Source organism: Natronorubrum amylolyticum, assembly GCF_052040145.1.
Taxonomy (GTDB): domain Archaea; phylum Halobacteriota; class Halobacteria; order Halobacteriales; family Natrialbaceae; genus Natronorubrum.
The window spans coordinates 969,140-986,640 of the sequence record NZ_JBPPFW010000001.1 but is presented as its reverse complement, the minus strand read 5'-3'; the positions used below and the strand labels follow the sequence as shown (position 1 = coordinate 986,640).

Below are 17,501 nucleotides of genomic sequence, written 5' to 3'. Positions count from 1 at the left end.
ACTCACGAGGACCGCGCTACCGGGCAGCGAGCCCGAATCCGCGGCCCTCCTCGGTGACGATCTCGCCGCGCTCCTGGAGCACATCCAGAGCCTCGTCGACATCGTGGGCAACCGACGAGACGATCGTTCGGAGATGCGAGTAGTTGACCCACTCGTCGCGATCGGCAAATGCTGTCCACGCTTCCTCGAGATCGATCTCCTCGGGGTCAACGTCGTGATCATCGAGGGCGGCCTGCTCCTCGAGCTGGCGCTCGCGCTTCCGGCGGGCCTCGTCGTGATCCCAATCGGCTCCAGCCCATCCCTGATTGAGATCTCGGAAGTGTTTGACCGACCCATCGGCGAGTTCCACCTTCATGTGGATCCCGCGAGCGTTCCCGTAGCGCTCACAGACGGCGGTGTACGCCTCTCGAGCGAGACACTTCGCGTCGTCTCTATCGGCAGCAACGTAGCGAGGCTTCAGGAGCGCACGGCAGTAGTCGCGGCTCTCGTTGATCCCAATGTCGTAGTTCCGAACGAACTCGTCGAGCGCGTCCGTCTCGACGCCCTGGGCGTCGTCGGCCACCTGCATGACTGCCGACCCAATCGATCGGCGGAACTGTTCCTCGGCAGAGCGCACGCGCTTGAGCATCGATTGCGCCGCGTAATCGCTCTCGATCGCCAGCTCACCGTAGGTGTGCTCGACGAATCCCTCGAGGCGATCGACGGCCCGAAGAATCGTATCGTAGCAGTACCCGGTTTCGTCAGCTGCGTCCTGCGGGGAAACCTCACCGCCATCCGTGAGTAACGTCCCGACAAGTGCCTCGTCGGACGGATTCATATCGCCCCACAGGCGCATAATCGCCTGTTCCTGCTCGCTCTCGATTTCCGGTAGCGGACAGTCGACCAACTTCAGCGACCGGCGTTCGCGGTCGTCAGGATCAAAGTAGGCATCCTCCTGATACTGCTCGCCGCCGGTGACGTCCAAGCCGCCCCAGTCGAGCAAGTTCACCAGTAGCTCCTCGAGTTCGCGCCGAAGATTGTGACGGTCGAGTTCGTCGTCGTCGCGGTCCCAGTAGACCGTCTTCTCAGTGACGCTCGTCTGGTAGCCGACCTCGAGCTTCGGATGCCAGCCGAACTCGTCGGGATCGTAGTTGTCGGGATCCTTCATGTAGTAGTGCTTGGCTTCCTTCCCGATCTCGTGGGCTCGAATCACCTTCCCGGCGCGACCGTCGTCGACGACGGTCGTCACGTAGTCCCCGGGTCGCTCGCGGTTGTCTTCGACGTGTTTCCGATACCCGGATCGATCCGACTCGAGTAGCGAATGCATGCGGGCGATCGGGCCGTCCGCCGCGTAGATCGGGCCGGACTCCGACCGCAATAGGCGGACGTAGACCGCAGCGTCGATGATGTTGCTCGTGTGGTGGAAGTCGTGGAAGTACCGGCGCGGGACGCCGAACGTCGCCGCGGCCTCGGCGAGCAGCTGGGGATAGCGGTCGAAGTCGATATTCGAGCCCTGCACCTGTGCATCCAGGTACGGAACGCCGAGATCCATGTAGCCGTCAACGTCCTTGACCGGGCCGCTCCATTCGCCGTCGCCGTCAGCGTCGGTTTTCTCTTGACGTTTCATATCCGGCCAGCGCGGCCGAATCGTGATCGTTCCGCCCTTCACTCGCTGACTCTGGTCGGCGCGTTCGCCGTCGTACGTCGCATCCTCACAGACGAAATAGATCCGGTAGAGATACGCCGTCTCGAGGCTGTACGACGCGTCCGACCACGGGAGAATCGGCTGCGGATCGTAGTCGAGACAGACCCGCCAGGTCTCGCCCCCAGCTTCGAAGGTGCCGGTCGGCTTCCCGTTCGCGCTCCAGTCATGGTCCTTCCGAACGTCCGTCAGCGCGTAGTACGGCGTCAGCCCATCACGCACGAGATGAAAGTGCGCGTCGAACTCGTGGCACTGGAACCGGAGGAACTTCCGCGCGCTCACAGTAATCCCTCCCGTTCAGCGAAACACGCCGTACACAACGGTACCGGGTACTGTAGCCGAGCCTCAACCTCATATCCAGCGTACCCGCAGTCGACGCACTCCGACCAAACCGGTTCGGAATCGGTATCGGATTCCTCGCGATCGTCGTCACTCGGGTCCTGCGGCTCGAGGCCGAAGGCGGTCAGGTCCGCCATCACGCACCTCCTTCGGCGAAGTCTTCGAGCGTCGCACCAGGCTCGCCGCTGTCATCGCTCTCGTCGCGACCGTTGCCGACGGGGATCGTCGACGGATCCGGGTGATGAACGACCTCGACGTCTTCGAGCTGGGCAACGACAGCGTTCGCGAGCAGTCGTCGGTGACACCAGCGGGCATCCTTTTCCCAACAGACGAGCCAAATATCGCGCTCGCGAGCGCGGTCGGCCAGCTCGTCGATTACGTTCTGCGGGCCGGGATCGGCGAGGTGTTTCCGATATCGACGTTCGTACTTGACGGAGTTCCACGCGACCGCAGCGGGATTCGCCTCGCCGTCACTTTCCGCGGCCGTTTCGACGGCCTTGTATGCATTCAGCAGGCCTTCGGGCGGCGCTACCGCCGGGATATTCCGATCGGTCAGCCGCTCCACGAAATCCTGCGGGTAGCGGACGACACCGAAGACGGCATCCTCGTCGGCAGGGTCATGACTCGAGAGTCCACCGAAGTACGATGTGCGGACCGTCATCTCAGACCACCACCTGTAAGCGTCACTTGCTTACCGGGCGTGACCGCCTCGTCGAGCGAGGACATCCGCTCGCCGGGCCGAAGCCCACGATGAGGGTCAGCGATCTTATACCCGTGTGCCTCGAGCGGCGTCACGAGCGGTTCGATATACCGCTTTCCGGCGAGGATCGTCACTTGATCGGCATCGTAGAACTCGAGATCTCGAAGCAGATCCTCGAGGACGTACGCCGCCCAAACCGGTGATCGTTCGCTGATATGCGTATCGTAAGACGGCGTCACGTCCCAAGGCCGAAGATAGCCGAACTTCGCGGACAACACACCCCAGTGATCGGCGCGCTGGAGCGCCAGCCGACGGCGTTTCCGAAAGATTGGACTCGGCTCGTAGAGGTCTCGAGCTAAGTGAGTCCCCTCTTTCTTGGATTTTGAACAGCCGACGAGAATTATCTCAGTCATCGGCGGTAGCACCTCCAAACTCGGCGAGATTCCGCTGTTCACTCAACGCCTCGAAATCGGTGTTAAACTTGGTCAGACGGTGCGTTGCCTGCACGAGCATCGCGAACTCGAAGGTTCCACCGACCGTATTCTGATACTGACCGTCGACATGCCGACAGGCTTTCGCCCGCCAGTGCTTATCGAGAACCTGGTCGTTCTGGATCGCCTGTGACGGACTCGAGTTATCGACCGAATCCAACAGCGTTGGCTCCTCGCGGAGGGTCGCGACCAACTCATCGTCGAGTCCCCAGCCGAGACCGTGTGCGGTTGGGTCTCCGCCGATCTCAGATCGAAACTCGAGCAGACCATCGATACGTTCCTCAGGAGCGGCTGTTGCCAGCCCACCGAGCATGTACCGATGCTCTAAGTGGGACTCGTCGATAATCGGGTAAACCTCCGCGACGTGTTCGTCGTAGGGCGGCTGAAGCGGGATGTACGCTCGTGGATGGACATCCGGATCGTGCAACCTGACGAACTCGCGGATGCTCTCAGTCGTCTGTGTCTGATCATGGAGGTAGTCCTTCGCGACGACCGCGGTCGCGTGGCGCTCGAGTGCGTGCCGAAGGACATCGCCGTTACTCAGATTCTCTCCAATCGCGGAATCAAGGATACGGTCCTGTGATCGCCAGAACGATGCTGGGTAGCATTCTGCGGCGTTCTGAAGCCGGTACGGCCACGGGTGCTTGAGGCTACTAGCGGCGTAGACCTTGAGCGGACACGCCTTGAGTAAGACCTCGAGCCGTCGGAGGTAACCGAGAGCCAGCCCATCGTCGAAAATCTCAAGCTCACCAGTAGCGGCCCGGAACTCGTCAGGATGGTTTGCGACGCGACCGTGACGGTCGACGTGGTCGTCCTGCGAACGTCCGTTTTCTGTCATCGCGAACACCCCACGGTCACCGACGGATCGACGCCCGCCGGATCGATCACGTGCGACCACGCGAGTTTCGCGACTTCCTGTTCAGAGCGCGACCCGCCGACGTCGTACCACCGACCGGACAGCAGCTCGTCGACGAGCGTCGCCGGGACGATCGCGCGGGCGACCTGCGGAAGTCCCGGTCGCGGCAGATAGACCACGAGCAGGTACATCCCGCCCGCCTCGAGCAACTGCTCGTGAGCACTCCGTTTGACGTAGAACCGGCCTCGAGTCGATCGGCTGCCGTTGCTCGTCTCGATCTGACAGCCCTTGATCTCGATCGGCGTATCGGGCTCGACGAGAACGATGCCGTAGAACGGGAGCGACCGACTTGCCTCGAGGACGGCTGTGGTTCGCGCGTCGTGCCAGGTCGCGGTACGGTCACCGACGTACTCCAGGCCGTCGATCACCTGCACGATCTCTGCCTCGAGGAAGTCACCGCTGGCCTTCGAACTCTCGAGTTCGGACGTTCGCGACCTCATCGAGAACCACCGTCCTTCTGCCCAGTAGCCGCCTGTGGTGACCGGTTGTTTCGTGACTCGTGGAGCTGTAAGAGGAGCGCACCGAGGTCGTCTAACTCTTCGTCGACACGGCCCGGATCACCGCCTTCGTCACGGGCTTCGAGATGTGCCTGCGTGAGTTCTCCGAGTTCTTCCTGAATCGCCAGCAGTAGCGTCTCCTCGTCCTGTAGACCCCACTTCTCGATGTTCGCTGACGCCTTGTCCATCCAACAATCGAACAGGACCGACGACGCCTCGAATCGTTCAGTTCCGCCTTCAGACATCCCGATCGGGCTCCTCGGACTGCTCATTCCCGCACCGCGTGAACGGTTGGTAAAGTAGAAGACTGCGGCAAAGTATCCAAGCCCCGCGTAGAGCGCTACCTGATTGCCTGCGAGCTTGCTGGCGAGAATCGTCACGGGGAACCATCCAAGAAGGATGATAAGCAGCGGGACCTCCCCTCTACAGATTCGCTTACTAACGCCCTCAGACATCTTGATCGGCCCCCTCGGACAGCTCTATTCCCGTGAGTGTGGAACGAATAGATCTATACAGTCTGTTCAGAAGTCTATCACATGGTGTTGGATCTGATAGTCGAATTCGTCCTGCTCGTAACTGCCACCTATATTGGTGCAATGATCGCTCTCCGTGGATTTTTTGGGAGAGAATACTACGATCCACGAACGGGCGAACCCGTGGGTAGAGACGAAGATTCGAACGGTGAAACGGATCGTCTGTAACTACCAGCGACTGCTCAGTACCGCTCGAGACGTTACCGCCATCGGCCCGAATCTCTCGCTCCTCGAGTGCGCGACGAACGTCGGCGTCAGTCGCTTGATGGGCTGGATGGGGTATGGGCGTCCGACTCTCGACGATATACAGCTGACTCGCCCGGACGAATTCACTCATCGAGCATCGCCTCCTCGGCCTTGACGACGCGCTGAAAGCGCTCGCGATCGCCACCCAGGTCTGGGTGATGTTTTTTCTTCTTCGCTCGAGCGGCGGCCGTCACGTCGTCGTCAGCAGCGTCAGGAGCCACCTCGAGAACGTCGTGGTGCGGCTCCGGTGGCGCTACAACGTCCTCGTCGGCACTCGGGAGCGCCTGCGTCGAGAACTCCGACTCGACGGTCTGAACACCGTAGCGCTCGAGCGCTCGCTTCGCGTTGAGATACTTCGCGATCGACTGCGCGTTGTCTCGCAGGTTGTTCCACCGATCGCACGGCACGGCAAACTGCTGGCCGTCTCGCTCGAAGTAGACCACGACGCCCGAATCGTCAGGGTCTCGGTCGGCGTACGGCCGGTTCGGCTCCGCCTGCGTGTGCGGCGCGGCCGTCTTCACCTGTACGTTCCGAGCGTTCATCTTCCGCAGCTCCTCAAGGATGTTGTAGAACGCTCGCTTCCGAGAAACGCGGAACCCGTGCGGATAGGACTCGCGGTCGTCGGCCGATGTCCGCTCGAAGCCGTCCGGCCACTCGAGGCGTTCAGACATCGGCCTCACCTCCGTGGTGACCGACGGCCGTTTCCGGATCGGGAATCCCGACGTCGACACCAGCTGCGGACCCGCGAGTCAGTCGGCGGTATGAGTCACAGTCTCCGCAGCGGTGGGCGCGATCGTCGTTGTCACCGTAGACGCGGCAGAAGCGGTCCGAAACGTACGCACCGCAGTGTTCGCACGTCGTCGAAGTGTCAGTCGACGGCCACGGAGCGACCGTCATGCCGACCACCCCCCAAACCGGCCGCTAACTGTCAGGAGATGCGGGAAAAGGGGTTTATATCCAGTGGGCCGGCGCAGATTCGAACTGCGGTTACGGCCACCCGAAGGCCGAAGGATACCAAGCTACCCCACCGGCCCGCATCTACAATTGTGAACGGCGAATCGTTTAACGGTTCCGAAACCGCCGATCGGGCTACCGGGTGGCGATTAGTACCCCCGCTCAGAACTGTTCGTAGCCGGCCGTGTCCAGATAGTGATGGGCCACCGTGATCGCCTGATCCGCGTGCAACAGCTCCGGTCCGAGTCGAAGTCGCTGGTCGACGACGCCCTCGAGCACCCGCTCTTCGTCGTCGGTAAAGTCCTGATGATCGGAGAGCACGAACACCGGATCCTCGAGTCCGCCCACGTCGACCATCGCCTCACCGTCCTCGTGGAGCTGGACGACGGGTCCCTCCGTCGCAACCGTCTCGAGCGTGCCTTCGAACCCGCGCCGATACACCTCGACCCCTGGGCTGGGTTCGGCGGGCAGCGCGCCGATGGCCTCGTCGCGGTGGTCCAGCGCGTTCCGAACCAGTGCCGCAGTACTCCGTTCGTCGGGGTTCAGCCGGCGAAGCTCGCTCCCGTCGAAGGTAATCGTGAGTTCGTCCTGAATCACGAGATGCGTGCGGACGTCCTCGCGGATCCCGTGGGAGGTGACGAACGAGGCGGTGATCGAGCGACAGAGGGCGTCGAGGCGACCGGCCCCGCCGGCGAGGTCGTCGAGCGAGAACTCGGGCTCGGTCGGCACCTCGTGACCGAGCAGTACGAATTGGCGCATACCGGAGGGACGACGACCGACGGGATAGCCGCCACGGTTTCTCGCGGCCGATCTCCCGGTGGCGTCTAGGGAAGCCATACCACGGAATCGAGTGGAAGGCGAGGTTATTCGGCCGGTTTTCGATCCACCTCACGTCTCGATTTTGGGGTAGTTGACATTGCATAGGCATGGCCAACCGTTTCCACTGTCTCGGCGTTGTACTGCGTATATGGCGAAATCACAGTCCTCACGGACGAGCAACGACGACCCGAAGTTACTCGCGATTCTCGAGGGGCGTCCCTGTCCGGACTGCGACGACGGCGAACTCGAGCGCGACACCTACAAGGAGAACCGAGCGGTGGTCTGTAACAGCTGCGACACCCCGCGTGCCCAGCTGTGGTAGACGGCTGACTTATATCGTAGCCACTGAAAACAAGGCACACCCGATCGCAGAACAGCATTGCGATCGGTGTGAATCGTTTCAGTTGTCACTATAACTCGAGCGCACCGATCCAGGCGTCGGTCCCCCGCCTGGCACACCAGTCCTCGTGTGCGTCGTAACAGCCGGGATCCATCGCGGACCCACACGTACACCAGACTTGCTTTTCGCGCGGGACGTCTCGGGTACAGAGCGGACAGCGGGTACGCATACGCGTCGCTCCCACGCCGAGTAGGGTATTTCTTTCATCGGATTCGCTGACCAGTCCGTGAGACGGGATGCCGTCTGCGTTCGTCGGCGTCGAACGGCTCGTCGTCGCGGCGACAGCGAGCCGAGTACACGGCTCGAACGGGTGGGAGGGCCGAAACGACGCCTCGCCGTCGGAACGGGAGGCCGTCAGCGGGTTCGGGAGGCGGGATACTCGTGGCCGACGATCAGGGCGAGCGCGTGGATCGTGAGGAGTCCGACGAGGATCGACAGCGTGGCGACCGAGTCGATTCCGGCGAGAAAGACCGGGAGATAGGCGACCGGCAGGAGCGTGCCGAGCCAGAAGCCGGCAGCGGTGATCGCGTGGCCCAGATGAACGCTCATGGCCTTAGCGCATCGACTCGAGTGCGACGAACGAGTCTTCGTGGGCGGAGATCCAGTTGGTCATCAGGGCCTCTTCGCTCGCCTCTCGGGGAAAGATCGCACACTCGTTCGGCGCGTCGTCGTTCTCGACGGTCACGTGATCCAGTTCCGTCGTCGGTTCGTCGGGCGGTGACTGCGTGTCGCCGTCAGTGTTGATGTCCGTGTTCATGTGTGGCAGGCGATGGGGGAATCGCTCTGGTCACGACTACCCGAGAGTGTCCTATTGTTATCGACCTGCTAACCGGTTGAACAGTGACGATAGCGTTCAGTTCCGTACCAGTTCAGATCGTTCACTCACGAAACCGAGACCGAAACCGTCGCTAACGTGTACGGCGGGATTACGACCATCCAGTCAGTTGTTGCCGGCACAGCCGCCGGTGTAGGGGGTGCTTTCGAACCGTCTCACGACAATCAAGCGCCGCAACCTGGGCGAACTCGAGGCGAATCGTCGCCGAACTATAGTAGCCACTGCAAGTCAGTGCACACCTGATCGCCAGACGGTTCGGCGATCAGTGTGTAAATCGTTGCCGTTGTTACTATATCACAGCAAAGCGGATCTCACTGGGCCGACGGACGGCTGCCGAGCGTCAGCGATTCCGCGGTTTCCGTTCCGTCCCGCCAGCAGTCGACCTCGATCGTCTCGCCCGGACTGGTCTCGAGTTCGAGATACGTCGAGAGCGCGTGGCGGTCGGGGATCGGTTCGCCGTCGATCTCGAAGATGACGTCGCCGCCGACGGGAACCGGGTCACTTTCCCCGCCCATTGTGGCTTCCTCGAGCACGCCGTCGGCGGCCTCGCCGGGTTCGACGTGGGTGACGATGATGCCGGTCGCTTCGGGGAGGTCGTTCGCCTCGGCGATGTGGCGGTCGACGGTCGCGAGTCCGATACCCATGTAGGGGTGTTCGTACTCGCCGGTCTCGATGAGCGACGGCACGACGCGGCTCGTCATCGCCGCCGAGATCGCGAAGCCGATGTTGTCGCCGCCGCCGGCGTTGATGACGCCGACGACGTTCCCGTCGAGATCGACGAGCGGACCGCCGCTGTTTCCGGGGTTGACCGCGGCGTCGGTCTGCACCACGTTCGAGTAGGAGAAGTCCCGATCGCGCGTGTCGAGCGTTCGGTCGACGCCGCTGACGATTCCCTTCGTCATCGTCCCCTCGAGACCGAAGGGGTTGCCGATCGCGAGCACCTCCTGGCCGACGACCGGGTACGCCTCGGAGAGCGACAGCGGCGTCGCCGCCTCGGGGACGTGGTCGGCCTCGAGGACGGCCAGATCGGTGTAGAAGTCGGTGCCGACCAGTCGCGTACTCGTCCAGTCGCCGTTGATGTACTGCAGATCGATTTCGGCGTCGTCAGAGACGACGTGCTCGTTCGTCACCACGTAGGAGCCGTCGAAGAGAAACCCGGAGCCCTGTCCCTGTCCTTCCTCGCCGGTGAGCGGGTCTTCGATGCCGAAGACCTGGACCTGCGTGACCGAGTCGATGACGGCTTCGTAGACGTCGGTGTAGGTCGACCCCTCGGCGAGATTGTCCCGGTCGATCTGGCTCGAGGAGTTCCCCTCGATCGAACTCTCAGTCCGGGGTTCCGCACACCCTGCGAGCGCGCCGCCGAATCCCGCGGCAGCGAGTGAGAGAAAGCCGCGGCGATCCAGTCCGGAATCGTTCATGTTCCGGTGATAGCACCCTACCCATTTGAACGTCCGGGCTCACGTGTGTTGGTATGTCGTGAGAGGAAACCAGTCATCTGCCGACGAGATCATCGAGCGTGACGGAATCCCCGAAGGGAAAACGTGTTACCCGCGGCCCCCCGATTTCGGATATGATCACGGACGACGCCCGCGCGTTACTCGAGACGGGGGCCATCTGCGACTCCTGTCTCGGTCGCCCCTTCGCCGCACGGAGTTTCGGACTGACGAACGACGAGCGCGGCCGGGCGCTGCGCACGACGATCGCGTTGGACGACGACGAGGATTACGATCCCGTTCCCCCCGCCGACTGCTGGGTCTGCGAGGGCTACTGCGGCACGTTCGATGCGATCGCCGAAACGATCGTCGACGCCCTCGAAACCGTCGAGTTCGACACCTATCAAGTCGGTTCCCGCGTCCCGCCGCTGGTCGAGGAGAACGAGCGACTCCTTCGCGAGGACGCCGGCCTCGAACCCGACGTCGGCGAGTCGCTCAAACGAGAAGTCAACCGCGAGGTGGGCATTCGCATCGGGGATATGACCGAGACCGACGTGGATTTCGACCGCCCGGACGTCCTCGCCATCGTCGATCTCGAGGGGTTCGACCCCTTCGAGGCCCTCGATTCCGAGTCCGTCACGAGCCACGCGGTCGACGTGCAGGTCAACCCCGCGTTCGTCTACGGCCGCTACCGCAAACTCGAGCGGGACATCCCCCAGACCGAGTGGCCCTGCCGGGAGTGTGGCGGCAGCGGGATCCAGTTAGCCGACACGGGCGAGGAGCCCTGTGACTACTGCGGCGGTTCGGGCTACCTGTACGATACGAGCGTCGAACAGGTCGTCCGTCCTCACGTCGTCGACGCGATGGACGGCGACGAAGGCACCTTCCACGGCGCGGGCCGCGAGGACGTCGACGCCCGGATGCTCGAGGGCGGCCGCCCGTTCGTCCTCGAGGTCAAACGGCCGAGCACGCGCGAAGTCGACGTCGCAGCGCTCGAGCGCGAGATCAACGAGGCCGCGGCGGGAGCGGTCGAGGTCGACGGCCTCCGACTCGCGACCTACGATATGGTCGAGCGCGTCAAGGAACACGACGCGAGCAAGCAGTATCGCGCGGACGTCGAGTTCGCCGACCCCGTCGAGGAAGGCGACTTCGAGGCCGCACTCGAGGAACTCACCGGCGCCACCGTCGAGCAGGACACGCCACAGCGGGTCGATCACCGACGAGCGGCGCTGACGCGCGAACGAACGGTCTACGAGATGGGCGGAGAACTCCTCGAGCCGACGCAGGCCGAAGTCACGATTCACGGCGAAGGTGGGCTCTACGTCAAGGAACTCGTCAGCAGCGACGACGGCCGGACGGTGCCGAGTCTGGCGGGAGTGCTCGAGACCGACGCCGAGGTGACCGCACTGGACGTGCTCAGCGTCGAGGGTGAGGAGGAACCGTTCGAACTCGAGGCGTATTTCCGGGACGAGCCGCGTGATGACGGAGAGAGGGCGTCGGTAGACGCGTAATTCGTTCTTCCGTACCGAGAGCGGGTCATCTCGATCTCACTAACTAGCAGCGGTGCTACAAATCGGCGATTTCGTCGACGTATGACGGCTCGAGCTGCCGTTTAAGGACGCGAAAACCCGTCGCTCTCGAACGGCCCACGAGTGACACCAGTTGCTCGTCCGTGATCGTCGCATCGTAGTACGCACCGGCGATCTCCTGCTCGATCTCGTCGTCGCATACCGCTTCGTCCATATACTCTCTGAGTGCAGTGGCAAGGATGTCCTCACGATCCGTCTCGAGGGCCGTCGCCAGAATATCCGCCCGCTCGACGAGTTCGTCGGGTGCGCGAAACTGAACCCGATTCGTGTTCGAACTCATTATCTGACAATCTTCCGTCTAACTCAATAGTAGTGTGTGATTGACTGACCGACGATCAAACAACGCAACGGTTTAGCGGTCGGCCACTGATCCACGTGATATGCAATTCGGCGTCGACGAAGCCGGGAAGGGGCCGGTGTTCGGGTCGATGTTCGCCGCGAGCGTCGCACTCGAGGACCCCGCAGTCCTCCCCGACGGCATCGCGGACTCGAAGCGACTCGCACCCGAGCGCCGCGAGGGACTGGCGGCCACCATCCGCGAGGACGATCGAATCCGCGTCGGCGTCGCCGAGATCACGACGGCCCGGATCGACGATCCGGAAACGGACATGAACTCGCTGGCCGTGACCGCACACGCCGAGGCGATCGACGGCGCCCTCGAGGGACTCGACGAGGATACACTCGAGTCCGACTCGATTACGGGACTCTGTGACGCCTGTGACACCGACGCCGATCGCTTCGCTCGTCGGGTGAGCGAGGCCTGCGCTGCTGTTTCGTCCCTCGAGGCGTCCGCGGACGCCCTCGAGATCGACGCTCGCCACGGAGCCGACGACGACTCGAAGCTCGTCGGCGCGGCCAGCATCGTCGCCAAGGTCGAACGCGACGCCCACGTCGCCGCCATCGCCGAGGAGTACGGCCCCGTCGGCAGCGGCTATCCGAGCGACCCGAACACGCGCGAGTTCCTCGAGTCCTACGTCGACGAGCACGCTGCTCTCCCGCCGTTCGCCCGCGAGTCGTGGTCGACCTGCGAGAACGTGCTCGCCGAGGCCGAACAGACGGGCCTCGAGCAGTTCTGATCGCGGACGTCCCGGCTCTCACCTCGATTCACGCGAACTGTTGGCTCGTCTCGCGACCGACTCGAGCGGGCTGCGATCGCAGGCTGACCGCTCATTGCCGTTGCGCCGTCCAATTGCTGTGTTCGAGATGCCGATCTGTACCAACTGCAACGACCCCGTCTCTCTCGACTTTGTACGTGCGTACGGCCACGACGGAGCCGTCGACTGGTGTCCGCGCTGTCGAAACGAGTGAGCGAGGAAGCGAGGAGAATCGAAATCGAACGAGTACGCGCCGTTTATTTGTCCGTCAGCAGCCGCTGGAGGATGTCCCCGTAGGCTGGACGGGTGATCAGAACCCCGATCAGCACGCCGAGGATGGTGATGATCGCGAACCCGCGGAGGTCGCCGAGGCTTAACACGGCCAGCGGCGACATCGCGATGATCGTCGTCGCGGCGGCGGCCCCGATGATCCAGAACGCTTTGCGGAACCGCGACTCGAACACTCGTTGGGAGCTGACGTCACCTTCGTCCATCACCTCGTCGGCGATGATGATGAGGTCGTCCACCCCCGTCCCGACGACGGCGATGAAGCCGGCCACGTGAGAGAGATCCAGCGGCATGCGTATCAGCGCCGCGAAGCCGAGCAGAATGACCACCTCCGCCATCGCGGTGAGGATCATCGGCGAGGCGACGCGGACGTCGCGGTAGCGCAGGAAGACCATCCCGCTGACGGTCAGCACCGACAGGCCGCCGATGAGCAGCGAGTAGAGCTTGAACTGGTCGGCGAGCGCGGGCGACAGCGAGTACGTCTGCTCCTGACTGAAGTCCAGCGGCGCAGCCAGCGCGCCGGACTGGAGGCTCACCGAGAGGCTCTGTGCCTGCTGCTGGTTTGGCGCACCCATGACGAACGACGGATCGCTCGCCCAGGTCCCGGCCGCCATCGGTTCAGCGAGGTTCTGTCCCATCGAGTGGGCGTCGATGACCTCACCGTCGACGACCGTCAACAGACAGTACTGCGGCCCGTCGTGGTTGAAGTTGACCCCGTCATCGCCCCCGCTGAGTTGACACATCTGCTGTCCTTCACCGGTGAACCCGATATCGTTCATCCGGCTCTGGAACTCGGGCGCGGCGTTGCTGTAGACTTCGACCGGGACTTCGTATCCGCTGCCGCGCTCGGAGGCCCGTGGTGGGTCAACCGTTGCGATATCGCTGCCCTCGAGCACCGTCTCGTTCGTGTGGTTCCCCGCGTCGTCTTCGGGGTAGTAGGCGACGACCTCGACGATACCGCGTTCGGAGAGCAGTTCGCGGAGCTCGTCGGGGTCCATGTCAGGCACTTCGGTGACGATGTAGTGCTGGCCGCCGAGCTGTTCGGACTCGTAGGCGTCGCCGCCGTCGAGTCCGGCCGCGTTGATCTTCTGCTGGATCGTTGTTATCATCTGTGCGCGCGTCTCGGCGGTCACGCCGTCGCGGATGCCCTCGTCCGGGTCGACCTCGACGCCGGCCTCGGCGAGCGCTGCGGCGAACTGTTCTTCGGTCACCTCGTCAGTGAAGACCTCGGCGTGCACCTCGCCGTTGTCGTCGACGCTGACGCGTGCGTCGCCGGTATCGAGGTCGAACTCGTCGTTGCTGTACAGCGTGTTCTCGATCTCGGTGAGCCGTTCGTTATCGACGGTCCCCGTTTCCTCGTCGACGGCCCCAGCGTCGATATTCTCGGCGGTCATGCCGATGACCGGCGCGCTAATTCGAGTCCCGCCGTCGAGGCCGAGTCCGTACTCGAGGTTCGTCGGGTTGTCGTTGACGCTCTCGCCGTCGACGTAGCTGTCGTCGGCCATGATGCCGCCGGGAATAAAGAGGGCGACGAGCGCGAAGCTGACGAAGATGAGCAACAGCATCAGCCGCCAGTACTCCTTGACGAAACTGATCGGCCCCATTACGATCTCACCCCGTGGAACTTGTACCAGCGAAGCAGGCTCAGGTTTAGCATGTATGTATTCATCAGGTCGGCCGCGAGACCGACGAAGAGGATGATCCCGATCGACGCCAGCAGTTCGACGCCGAACAGCCACGCGGAGACGCCCATCACGAGCATCGCGGCCATCGACGTGACCGTCATCGTGACGCCGGTCCGCGTCGCCTGAAGGGTACTCTCGTAGAAGTCACCCTGCCGGCGCAGGATCTGGTTGTTCAACAGGATGTCCGAGTCGACCGAGTAGCCGATTAGCATCAACAGCGCGGCGACGGTCCCCAGCGAGAGCGAGATGCCGGTGATCGTCATGAACGCGAGCGGGATCACGATGTCCGAAAACGCCGAGAGGACGATCGCAATCGACGGGACGAACGTCCGAAAGAGCAAGAACGCGAGCACGCTCATCCCGAGGAACGCGACAGCGATACCCAGGAGGGCGGTCTGCTGGGTCTGTTCGCCGAAGGTCTCCGAGACCGTCCGCTCCTCTTGGACGATGGCCGCGTCACCATCCTGCTCTAGGTTCGCCTCGGCTTGCTCGGTCAGCGACGAGAGATCGGTCGAGGTGAACTGGATGATGTACTGATTCTCCGTGTCGGGGGCGGTGACTGCCTGCACCGACTCGGGCTCCTCGTCGAACGCCTGTGCGATCTCCTCCTCTGAGGAGGTCGTCTGGATGGTTAGCTCGGAGCCGCCGGCGAAGTCCATCCCCAGCTGGACCGGCGCGCCGGTCGCGAGAAACGAGCCAGTGAGGACGAGCAATGCAACCGCGAGAACGGCTAGCGGCACCGCCGCGAGTTGGCGGTTGCTGTACCGGGTGTAGTCGAACTCCGGTACGTCGAAATACCCCATGTACGCGACCACTGGGGGTCAGCAAAAGTAAGCCTTCTCAATTTCTACAGCATGTTTTTCGAAGAACGTTACTCTCGGGGCGGTGAGCTGAAGCCGCTCGAGACCGTCTCATCAGTTATGACGCCTGAATCAGGTCAGAATTCGGGAGGATCGATCGAACCGACCGATCAGCCGAGCGCGAGGACCGCAGAGCGCGTCGTGGTTTCCTATCCGGCCGACCTCTCGGACTGGGGACGGTTTCAGGTCGAGAAGCCGTCGTTTCGGGCGTTCCTGCGCAAGACTCGAGACGAGGCTCGAGCGGGCGACGTCTGGGAGGAGTTCGTCGGCGTCGGCTGCTGTGGCAACACCCTGGACGTGCCGCTGCGGGTCGAACGCGTCGACGGCGGCGCTCGAGTCGACGGCGAGACCGAGATCAGTTACGAGGTGCGAGAGGCCTGCGGGCTCGAGGGCAGTTGGCGCGTCCAGAGCGAGGGCGGCCCGAGTCGGGCCTGAAGACGGCTCGCAGCGGCCGCCGAACGGTCGTTCGCAGTGATGCACCACGGCGACGGGGCCGATCACGTCACGTAGGGTGGTTTATGTCCACTGGCAGCTAACCCGCGGTATGAGCATCGTCGCGGAGTTCTCCGTTAGGTCCGACGACTTCGCGTTGTACCACGCGCTGACGGCCGCCCCGAAGATGATCGTCGAGATCGAGCGCGTGGTCGCGACGATGGAAGATCGGGTGATGCCGTACTTCTGGGTCAGCGGGGGCGATCACGCGGAGTTCGAGACCGCCTTTCGCGAGGACGAGTCCGTCAGGAACATCGCCGAGATCGACGAAGTCGAGGGGGCCAGACTGTACCGCGCCGAGTGGACCCGGAACGTCGAGAGCATCGTCTACGCGTACGTCGAACTCGGCGCGACGATTCTCCACGCGATCGGCCGAGCGAAGTTCTGGGAGCTCCGGATGCGGTTCGACGACCGCGACTCGCTCTCCCAGTTCCAGCGCTACTGTGCCGAGAACGAGATTGCGTTCGAACTCACCCAACTCAAAGAGCAGGAGCAGCCGATGGCCAGCGCGCAGTACGACCTCACGCCGAAACAGCGCGAAACGCTGTTGACCGCGCTCGAGGAAGGATACTACGACGTTCCACAGGAAGTGACGATGAGCGAACTGGCGGACCGCTTCGGCGTCTCCCAACAGGCGCTTTCGAAGCGGTTCCACGGCGGCCACAAGAATCTCATCAGGAGTACGTTGACGATCAGCCATCCGGACGACGAGTGAGCCGTCCCAGCTAGCGGGTCTCCGTCGTCGATCCAGCGTCGCGGGACTGAGTCGTGGTATATACACCGTCGAACGCTATTTTCGCTCGCTCGTAGGTGCTGGTATGTCCGATCGATTCCGGGAGTGGCTCACGTGTCCGTCCTGTACCGACGGCGACGACGTCGGCATCCTCGTCCACGGAACTGACCTCGTCCTCGAGTGCTACGATTGCGGCCACGTGGCCGAGTTCACGGTCGAGGAGGACGTTCCGTTCAACAGTCTGCAGGCCCAAGACCTCGAGAGCGTCGCCAAAGAGCACCGTCACGATTGAGTGCACGGTCGGTTCAGACCGGGAAATTCGCCCGTCCAGTGATCCGTCGGTTCTCCCATCCAGTGGATATCGGTTCGCTTGGATTCAGCGGCGTCGTTCCCCGACTGACGACACCAGAGCGGGCGCGGCCCAGTTAGGGAACTAATCCGGCAGGTATCGAACGCTCAACACGCCGTCCTCGGGAGACCGTCGAACCTCGACGCGGACCGCCTCGAGCCGTGCCGCACGGGCGATCGTCTCCTCGTCGTCGAGGACGTCTTGGGCCGCCGCCTCGACCTCGTCCTCGGGGACGCGGAAGACGTGAATCTCGCCGGTGCCGGCGCGTTCCTCCTGAATTAGATCGCCGACGTCAGCGTCGGCAGCCAGTTCTTTTTCCAGCTGCGTCGGTTCGAGATCGCTGTCGACCAGGTCGATCGAGCGCCGGTCGTCGACCTCGACGACCTGCCACGTCACCTCGAGCGGCGGGTCAGGGGCGACGGTCGCCTCGAGGACGTCGTGGACCTCGAGGCCGGGGTTCGACGCGAGGGTGTGGACCTGTGCGGTTTCGACGTCGCGGACGACGGCCGATTCGGCTTCCGCGTGGGTGACGACGAACGTACCGGTCGTTTCGGTCATGAACGGTCG

The 17,501-nt window shown here is 63.1% G+C and carries 23 protein-coding genes and 1 tRNA gene; 6 read left to right on the top strand and 18 right to left on the bottom strand.

Annotation, left to right across the window (positions count from 1 at the left end; all coding sequences use genetic code 11):
* Nucleotides 1–16: 16 nt before the first annotated feature.
* The 10 genes from ACSFDB_RS05015 to trmY all read right to left on the bottom strand — a co-directional run bounded on the left by ACSFDB_RS05015 (nt 17) and on the right by trmY (nt 7,116).
* Nucleotides 17–1,963 (bottom strand): DUF7845 domain-containing protein, encoded by a 1,947-nt coding sequence (locus ACSFDB_RS05015; RefSeq protein WP_440769915.1) that lies wholly within the window; start codon nt 1,961–1,963, stop codon nt 17–19.
* Nucleotides 1,964–2,156: 193 nt separating this feature from the next.
* Nucleotides 2,157–2,681, bottom strand: a complete 525-nt coding sequence (locus ACSFDB_RS05010) for a DUF488 family protein, N3 subclade (RefSeq protein WP_440769914.1) — start codon at nt 2,679–2,681, stop codon at nt 2,157–2,159.
* Nucleotides 2,678–3,133, bottom strand: a complete 456-nt coding sequence (locus tag ACSFDB_RS05005; protein WP_440769913.1) for a DUF6884 domain-containing protein — start codon at nt 3,131–3,133, stop codon at nt 2,678–2,680. Before ACSFDB_RS05005 ends, ACSFDB_RS05010 begins: the two co-directional genes overlap by 4 nt.
* On the bottom strand, nt 3,126–4,049 hold the full coding sequence (locus ACSFDB_RS05000; RefSeq protein WP_440769912.1) for a hypothetical protein: 924 nt from the start codon (nt 4,047–4,049) through the stop codon (nt 3,126–3,128). The genes ACSFDB_RS05005 and ACSFDB_RS05000 overlap by 8 nt, the downstream gene beginning before the upstream one ends.
* Nucleotides 4,046–4,567 carry a PD-(D/E)XK family putative nuclease gene (locus tag ACSFDB_RS04995; protein WP_440769911.1) on the bottom strand — a complete coding sequence of 174 codons (522 nt, stop codon included), beginning with the start codon at nt 4,565–4,567 and terminating at the stop codon, nt 4,046–4,048. Before ACSFDB_RS04995 ends, ACSFDB_RS05000 begins: the two co-directional genes overlap by 4 nt.
* Complete coding sequence (locus tag ACSFDB_RS04990; RefSeq protein WP_440769910.1) at nt 4,564–5,079, bottom strand: nucleoside triphosphate pyrophosphohydrolase family protein; 516 nt, start codon at nt 5,077–5,079, stop codon at nt 4,564–4,566. The genes ACSFDB_RS04995 and ACSFDB_RS04990 overlap by 4 nt, the downstream gene beginning before the upstream one ends.
* Before the next feature lie 407 nt (nt 5,080–5,486).
* Nucleotides 5,487–6,074 (bottom strand): J domain-containing protein, encoded by a 588-nt coding sequence (locus ACSFDB_RS04985; RefSeq protein ID WP_440769909.1) that lies wholly within the window; start codon nt 6,072–6,074, stop codon nt 5,487–5,489.
* Entirely contained in the window at nt 6,067–6,309 is a 243-nt protein-coding gene (locus tag ACSFDB_RS04980; RefSeq protein WP_440769908.1) for a DUF7563 family protein, read from the bottom strand. Before ACSFDB_RS04980 ends, ACSFDB_RS04985 begins: the two co-directional genes overlap by 8 nt.
* A gap of 55 nt (nt 6,310–6,364) precedes the next feature.
* Nucleotides 6,365–6,437: transfer RNA gene (locus ACSFDB_RS04975), tRNA-Pro, on the bottom strand.
* 82 nt (nt 6,438–6,519) lie between these two features.
* Nucleotides 6,520–7,116 carry a tRNA (pseudouridine(54)-N(1))-methyltransferase TrmY gene (gene trmY, locus ACSFDB_RS04970; protein ID WP_440769907.1) on the bottom strand — a complete coding sequence of 199 codons (597 nt, stop codon included), beginning with the start codon at nt 7,114–7,116 and terminating at the stop codon, nt 6,520–6,522.
* A gap of 208 nt (nt 7,117–7,324) precedes the next feature.
* On the opposite strand from trmY, the gene ACSFDB_RS04965 reads away from it, so the two are divergent.
* A complete protein-coding gene (locus ACSFDB_RS04965) occupies nt 7,325–7,498 on the top strand; it encodes an HVO_A0556 family zinc finger protein (protein WP_440769906.1) in 174 nt (57 codons plus the stop codon).
* Between the two features lie 88 nt (nt 7,499–7,586).
* Here the strand turns inward: ACSFDB_RS04965 and ACSFDB_RS04960 are convergent, their stop codons facing one another.
* The 4 genes from ACSFDB_RS04960 to ACSFDB_RS04945 all read right to left on the bottom strand — a co-directional run bounded on the left by ACSFDB_RS04960 (nt 7,587) and on the right by ACSFDB_RS04945 (nt 9,829).
* Nucleotides 7,587–7,745 (bottom strand): hypothetical protein, encoded by a 159-nt coding sequence (locus ACSFDB_RS04960; protein ID WP_440769905.1) that lies wholly within the window; start codon nt 7,743–7,745, stop codon nt 7,587–7,589.
* 185 nt (nt 7,746–7,930) lie between these two features.
* Nucleotides 7,931–8,125, bottom strand: a complete 195-nt coding sequence (locus ACSFDB_RS04955; RefSeq protein ID WP_440769904.1) for a DUF8028 family protein — start codon at nt 8,123–8,125, stop codon at nt 7,931–7,933.
* A gap of 4 nt (nt 8,126–8,129) precedes the next feature.
* Entirely contained in the window at nt 8,130–8,333 is a 204-nt protein-coding gene (locus tag ACSFDB_RS04950; protein WP_090305372.1) for a DUF7511 domain-containing protein, read from the bottom strand.
* A 389-nt stretch (nt 8,334–8,722) separates the two neighbouring features.
* Nucleotides 8,723–9,829: a S1C family serine protease gene (locus ACSFDB_RS04945; protein WP_440769903.1), complete on the bottom strand. Its 1,107-nt coding sequence runs from the start codon at nt 9,827–9,829 to the stop codon at nt 8,723–8,725.
* 152 nt (nt 9,830–9,981) lie between these two features.
* Here ACSFDB_RS04945 and ACSFDB_RS04940 point away from each other — a divergent pair, with 152 nt between their 5' ends.
* Nucleotides 9,982–11,355 carry a tRNA pseudouridine(54/55) synthase Pus10 gene (locus tag ACSFDB_RS04940; protein ID WP_440769902.1) on the top strand — a complete coding sequence of 458 codons (1,374 nt, stop codon included), beginning with the start codon at nt 9,982–9,984 and terminating at the stop codon, nt 11,353–11,355.
* Between the two features lie 55 nt (nt 11,356–11,410).
* On the opposite strand, the gene ACSFDB_RS04935 is transcribed toward ACSFDB_RS04940, so the two are convergent.
* A complete protein-coding gene (locus ACSFDB_RS04935; protein WP_440769901.1) occupies nt 11,411–11,713 on the bottom strand; it encodes a hypothetical protein in 303 nt (100 codons plus the stop codon).
* Between the two features lie 100 nt (nt 11,714–11,813).
* Between ACSFDB_RS04935 and rnhB the strand changes: the two genes are divergently transcribed.
* The gene (gene rnhB / locus ACSFDB_RS04930) at nt 11,814–12,509 is read left to right on the top strand and encodes a ribonuclease HII (RefSeq protein ID WP_440769900.1); all 696 of its coding nucleotides are present in this window, start codon (nt 11,814–11,816) and stop codon (nt 12,507–12,509) included.
* 275 nt (nt 12,510–12,784) lie between these two features.
* Here the strand turns inward: rnhB and ACSFDB_RS04925 are convergent, their stop codons facing one another.
* Together ACSFDB_RS04925 and secF are read right to left on the bottom strand one after the other, a co-directional pair.
* Nucleotides 12,785–14,419, bottom strand: a complete 1,635-nt coding sequence (locus tag ACSFDB_RS04925; RefSeq protein ID WP_440769899.1) for a preprotein translocase subunit SecD — start codon at nt 14,417–14,419, stop codon at nt 12,785–12,787.
* A complete protein-coding gene (gene secF, locus ACSFDB_RS04920; protein WP_440769898.1) occupies nt 14,419–15,303 on the bottom strand; it encodes a protein translocase subunit SecF in 885 nt (294 codons plus the stop codon). Before secF ends, ACSFDB_RS04925 begins: the two co-directional genes overlap by 1 nt.
* A gap of 117 nt (nt 15,304–15,420) precedes the next feature.
* On the opposite strand from secF, the gene ACSFDB_RS04915 reads away from it, so the two are divergent.
* The 3 genes from ACSFDB_RS04915 (at nt 15,421) to ACSFDB_RS04905 (ending at nt 16,877) form a co-directional block, all read left to right on the top strand.
* A complete protein-coding gene (locus ACSFDB_RS04915) occupies nt 15,421–15,795 on the top strand; it encodes a DUF7968 family protein (RefSeq protein ID WP_440769897.1) in 375 nt (124 codons plus the stop codon).
* Between the two features lie 109 nt (nt 15,796–15,904).
* Entirely contained in the window at nt 15,905–16,567 is a 663-nt protein-coding gene (locus tag ACSFDB_RS04910; RefSeq protein ID WP_440769896.1) for a helix-turn-helix domain-containing protein, read from the top strand.
* Between the two features lie 103 nt (nt 16,568–16,670).
* On the top strand, nt 16,671–16,877 hold the full coding sequence (locus ACSFDB_RS04905; protein WP_440769895.1) for a hypothetical protein: 207 nt from the start codon (nt 16,671–16,673) through the stop codon (nt 16,875–16,877).
* A 141-nt stretch (nt 16,878–17,018) separates the two neighbouring features.
* On the opposite strand, the gene ACSFDB_RS04900 is transcribed toward ACSFDB_RS04905, so the two are convergent.
* A complete protein-coding gene (locus ACSFDB_RS04900) occupies nt 17,019–17,492 on the bottom strand; it encodes a DUF5812 family protein (protein ID WP_440769894.1) in 474 nt (157 codons plus the stop codon).
* Nucleotides 17,493–17,501: the final 9 nt, after the last annotated feature.

Coding starts and splice junctions, on each gene's coding strand:
- ACSFDB_RS04985 (WP_440769909.1), bottom strand. CDS start 6,074: ATGTCTGAACGCCTCGAGTGGCCGGACGGCTTCGAGCGGACATCGGCC.
- ACSFDB_RS04910 (WP_440769896.1), top strand. CDS start 15,905: ATGAGCATCGTCGCGGAGTTCTCCGTTAGGTCCGACGACTTCGCGTTG.
- ACSFDB_RS04955 (WP_440769904.1), bottom strand. CDS start 8,125: ATGAGCGTTCATCTGGGCCACGCGATCACCGCTGCCGGCTTCTGGCTC.
- ACSFDB_RS04940 (WP_440769902.1), top strand. CDS start 9,982: ATGATCACGGACGACGCCCGCGCGTTACTCGAGACGGGGGCCATCTGC.
- ACSFDB_RS04925 (WP_440769899.1), bottom strand. CDS start 14,419: ATGGGGCCGATCAGTTTCGTCAAGGAGTACTGGCGGCTGATGCTGTTG.
- ACSFDB_RS04950 (WP_090305372.1), bottom strand. CDS start 8,333: ATGAACACGGACATCAACACTGACGGCGACACGCAGTCACCGCCCGAC.
- ACSFDB_RS04905 (WP_440769895.1), top strand. CDS start 16,671: ATGTCCGATCGATTCCGGGAGTGGCTCACGTGTCCGTCCTGTACCGAC.
- rnhB (WP_440769900.1), top strand. CDS start 11,814: ATGCAATTCGGCGTCGACGAAGCCGGGAAGGGGCCGGTGTTCGGGTCG.
- ACSFDB_RS04960 (WP_440769905.1), bottom strand. CDS start 7,745: ATGCGTACCCGCTGTCCGCTCTGTACCCGAGACGTCCCGCGCGAAAAG.
- ACSFDB_RS04900 (WP_440769894.1), bottom strand. CDS start 17,492: ATGACCGAAACGACCGGTACGTTCGTCGTCACCCACGCGGAAGCCGAA.
- secF (WP_440769898.1), bottom strand. CDS start 15,303: ATGGGGTATTTCGACGTACCGGAGTTCGACTACACCCGGTACAGCAAC.
- ACSFDB_RS05010 (WP_440769914.1), bottom strand. CDS start 2,681: ATGACGGTCCGCACATCGTACTTCGGTGGACTCTCGAGTCATGACCCT.
- ACSFDB_RS04990 (WP_440769910.1), bottom strand. CDS start 5,079: ATGTCTGAGGGCGTTAGTAAGCGAATCTGTAGAGGGGAGGTCCCGCTG.
- ACSFDB_RS04965 (WP_440769906.1), top strand. CDS start 7,325: ATGGCGAAATCACAGTCCTCACGGACGAGCAACGACGACCCGAAGTTA.
- ACSFDB_RS04915 (WP_440769897.1), top strand. CDS start 15,421: ATGACGCCTGAATCAGGTCAGAATTCGGGAGGATCGATCGAACCGACC.
- ACSFDB_RS04995 (WP_440769911.1), bottom strand. CDS start 4,567: ATGAGGTCGCGAACGTCCGAACTCGAGAGTTCGAAGGCCAGCGGTGAC.
- ACSFDB_RS05000 (WP_440769912.1), bottom strand. CDS start 4,049: ATGACAGAAAACGGACGTTCGCAGGACGACCACGTCGACCGTCACGGT.
- ACSFDB_RS04945 (WP_440769903.1), bottom strand. CDS start 9,829: ATGAACGATTCCGGACTGGATCGCCGCGGCTTTCTCTCACTCGCTGCC.
- ACSFDB_RS05005 (WP_440769913.1), bottom strand. CDS start 3,133: ATGACTGAGATAATTCTCGTCGGCTGTTCAAAATCCAAGAAAGAGGGG.
- trmY (WP_440769907.1), bottom strand. CDS start 7,116: ATGCGCCAATTCGTACTGCTCGGTCACGAGGTGCCGACCGAGCCCGAG.
- ACSFDB_RS04935 (WP_440769901.1), bottom strand. CDS start 11,713: ATGAGTTCGAACACGAATCGGGTTCAGTTTCGCGCACCCGACGAACTC.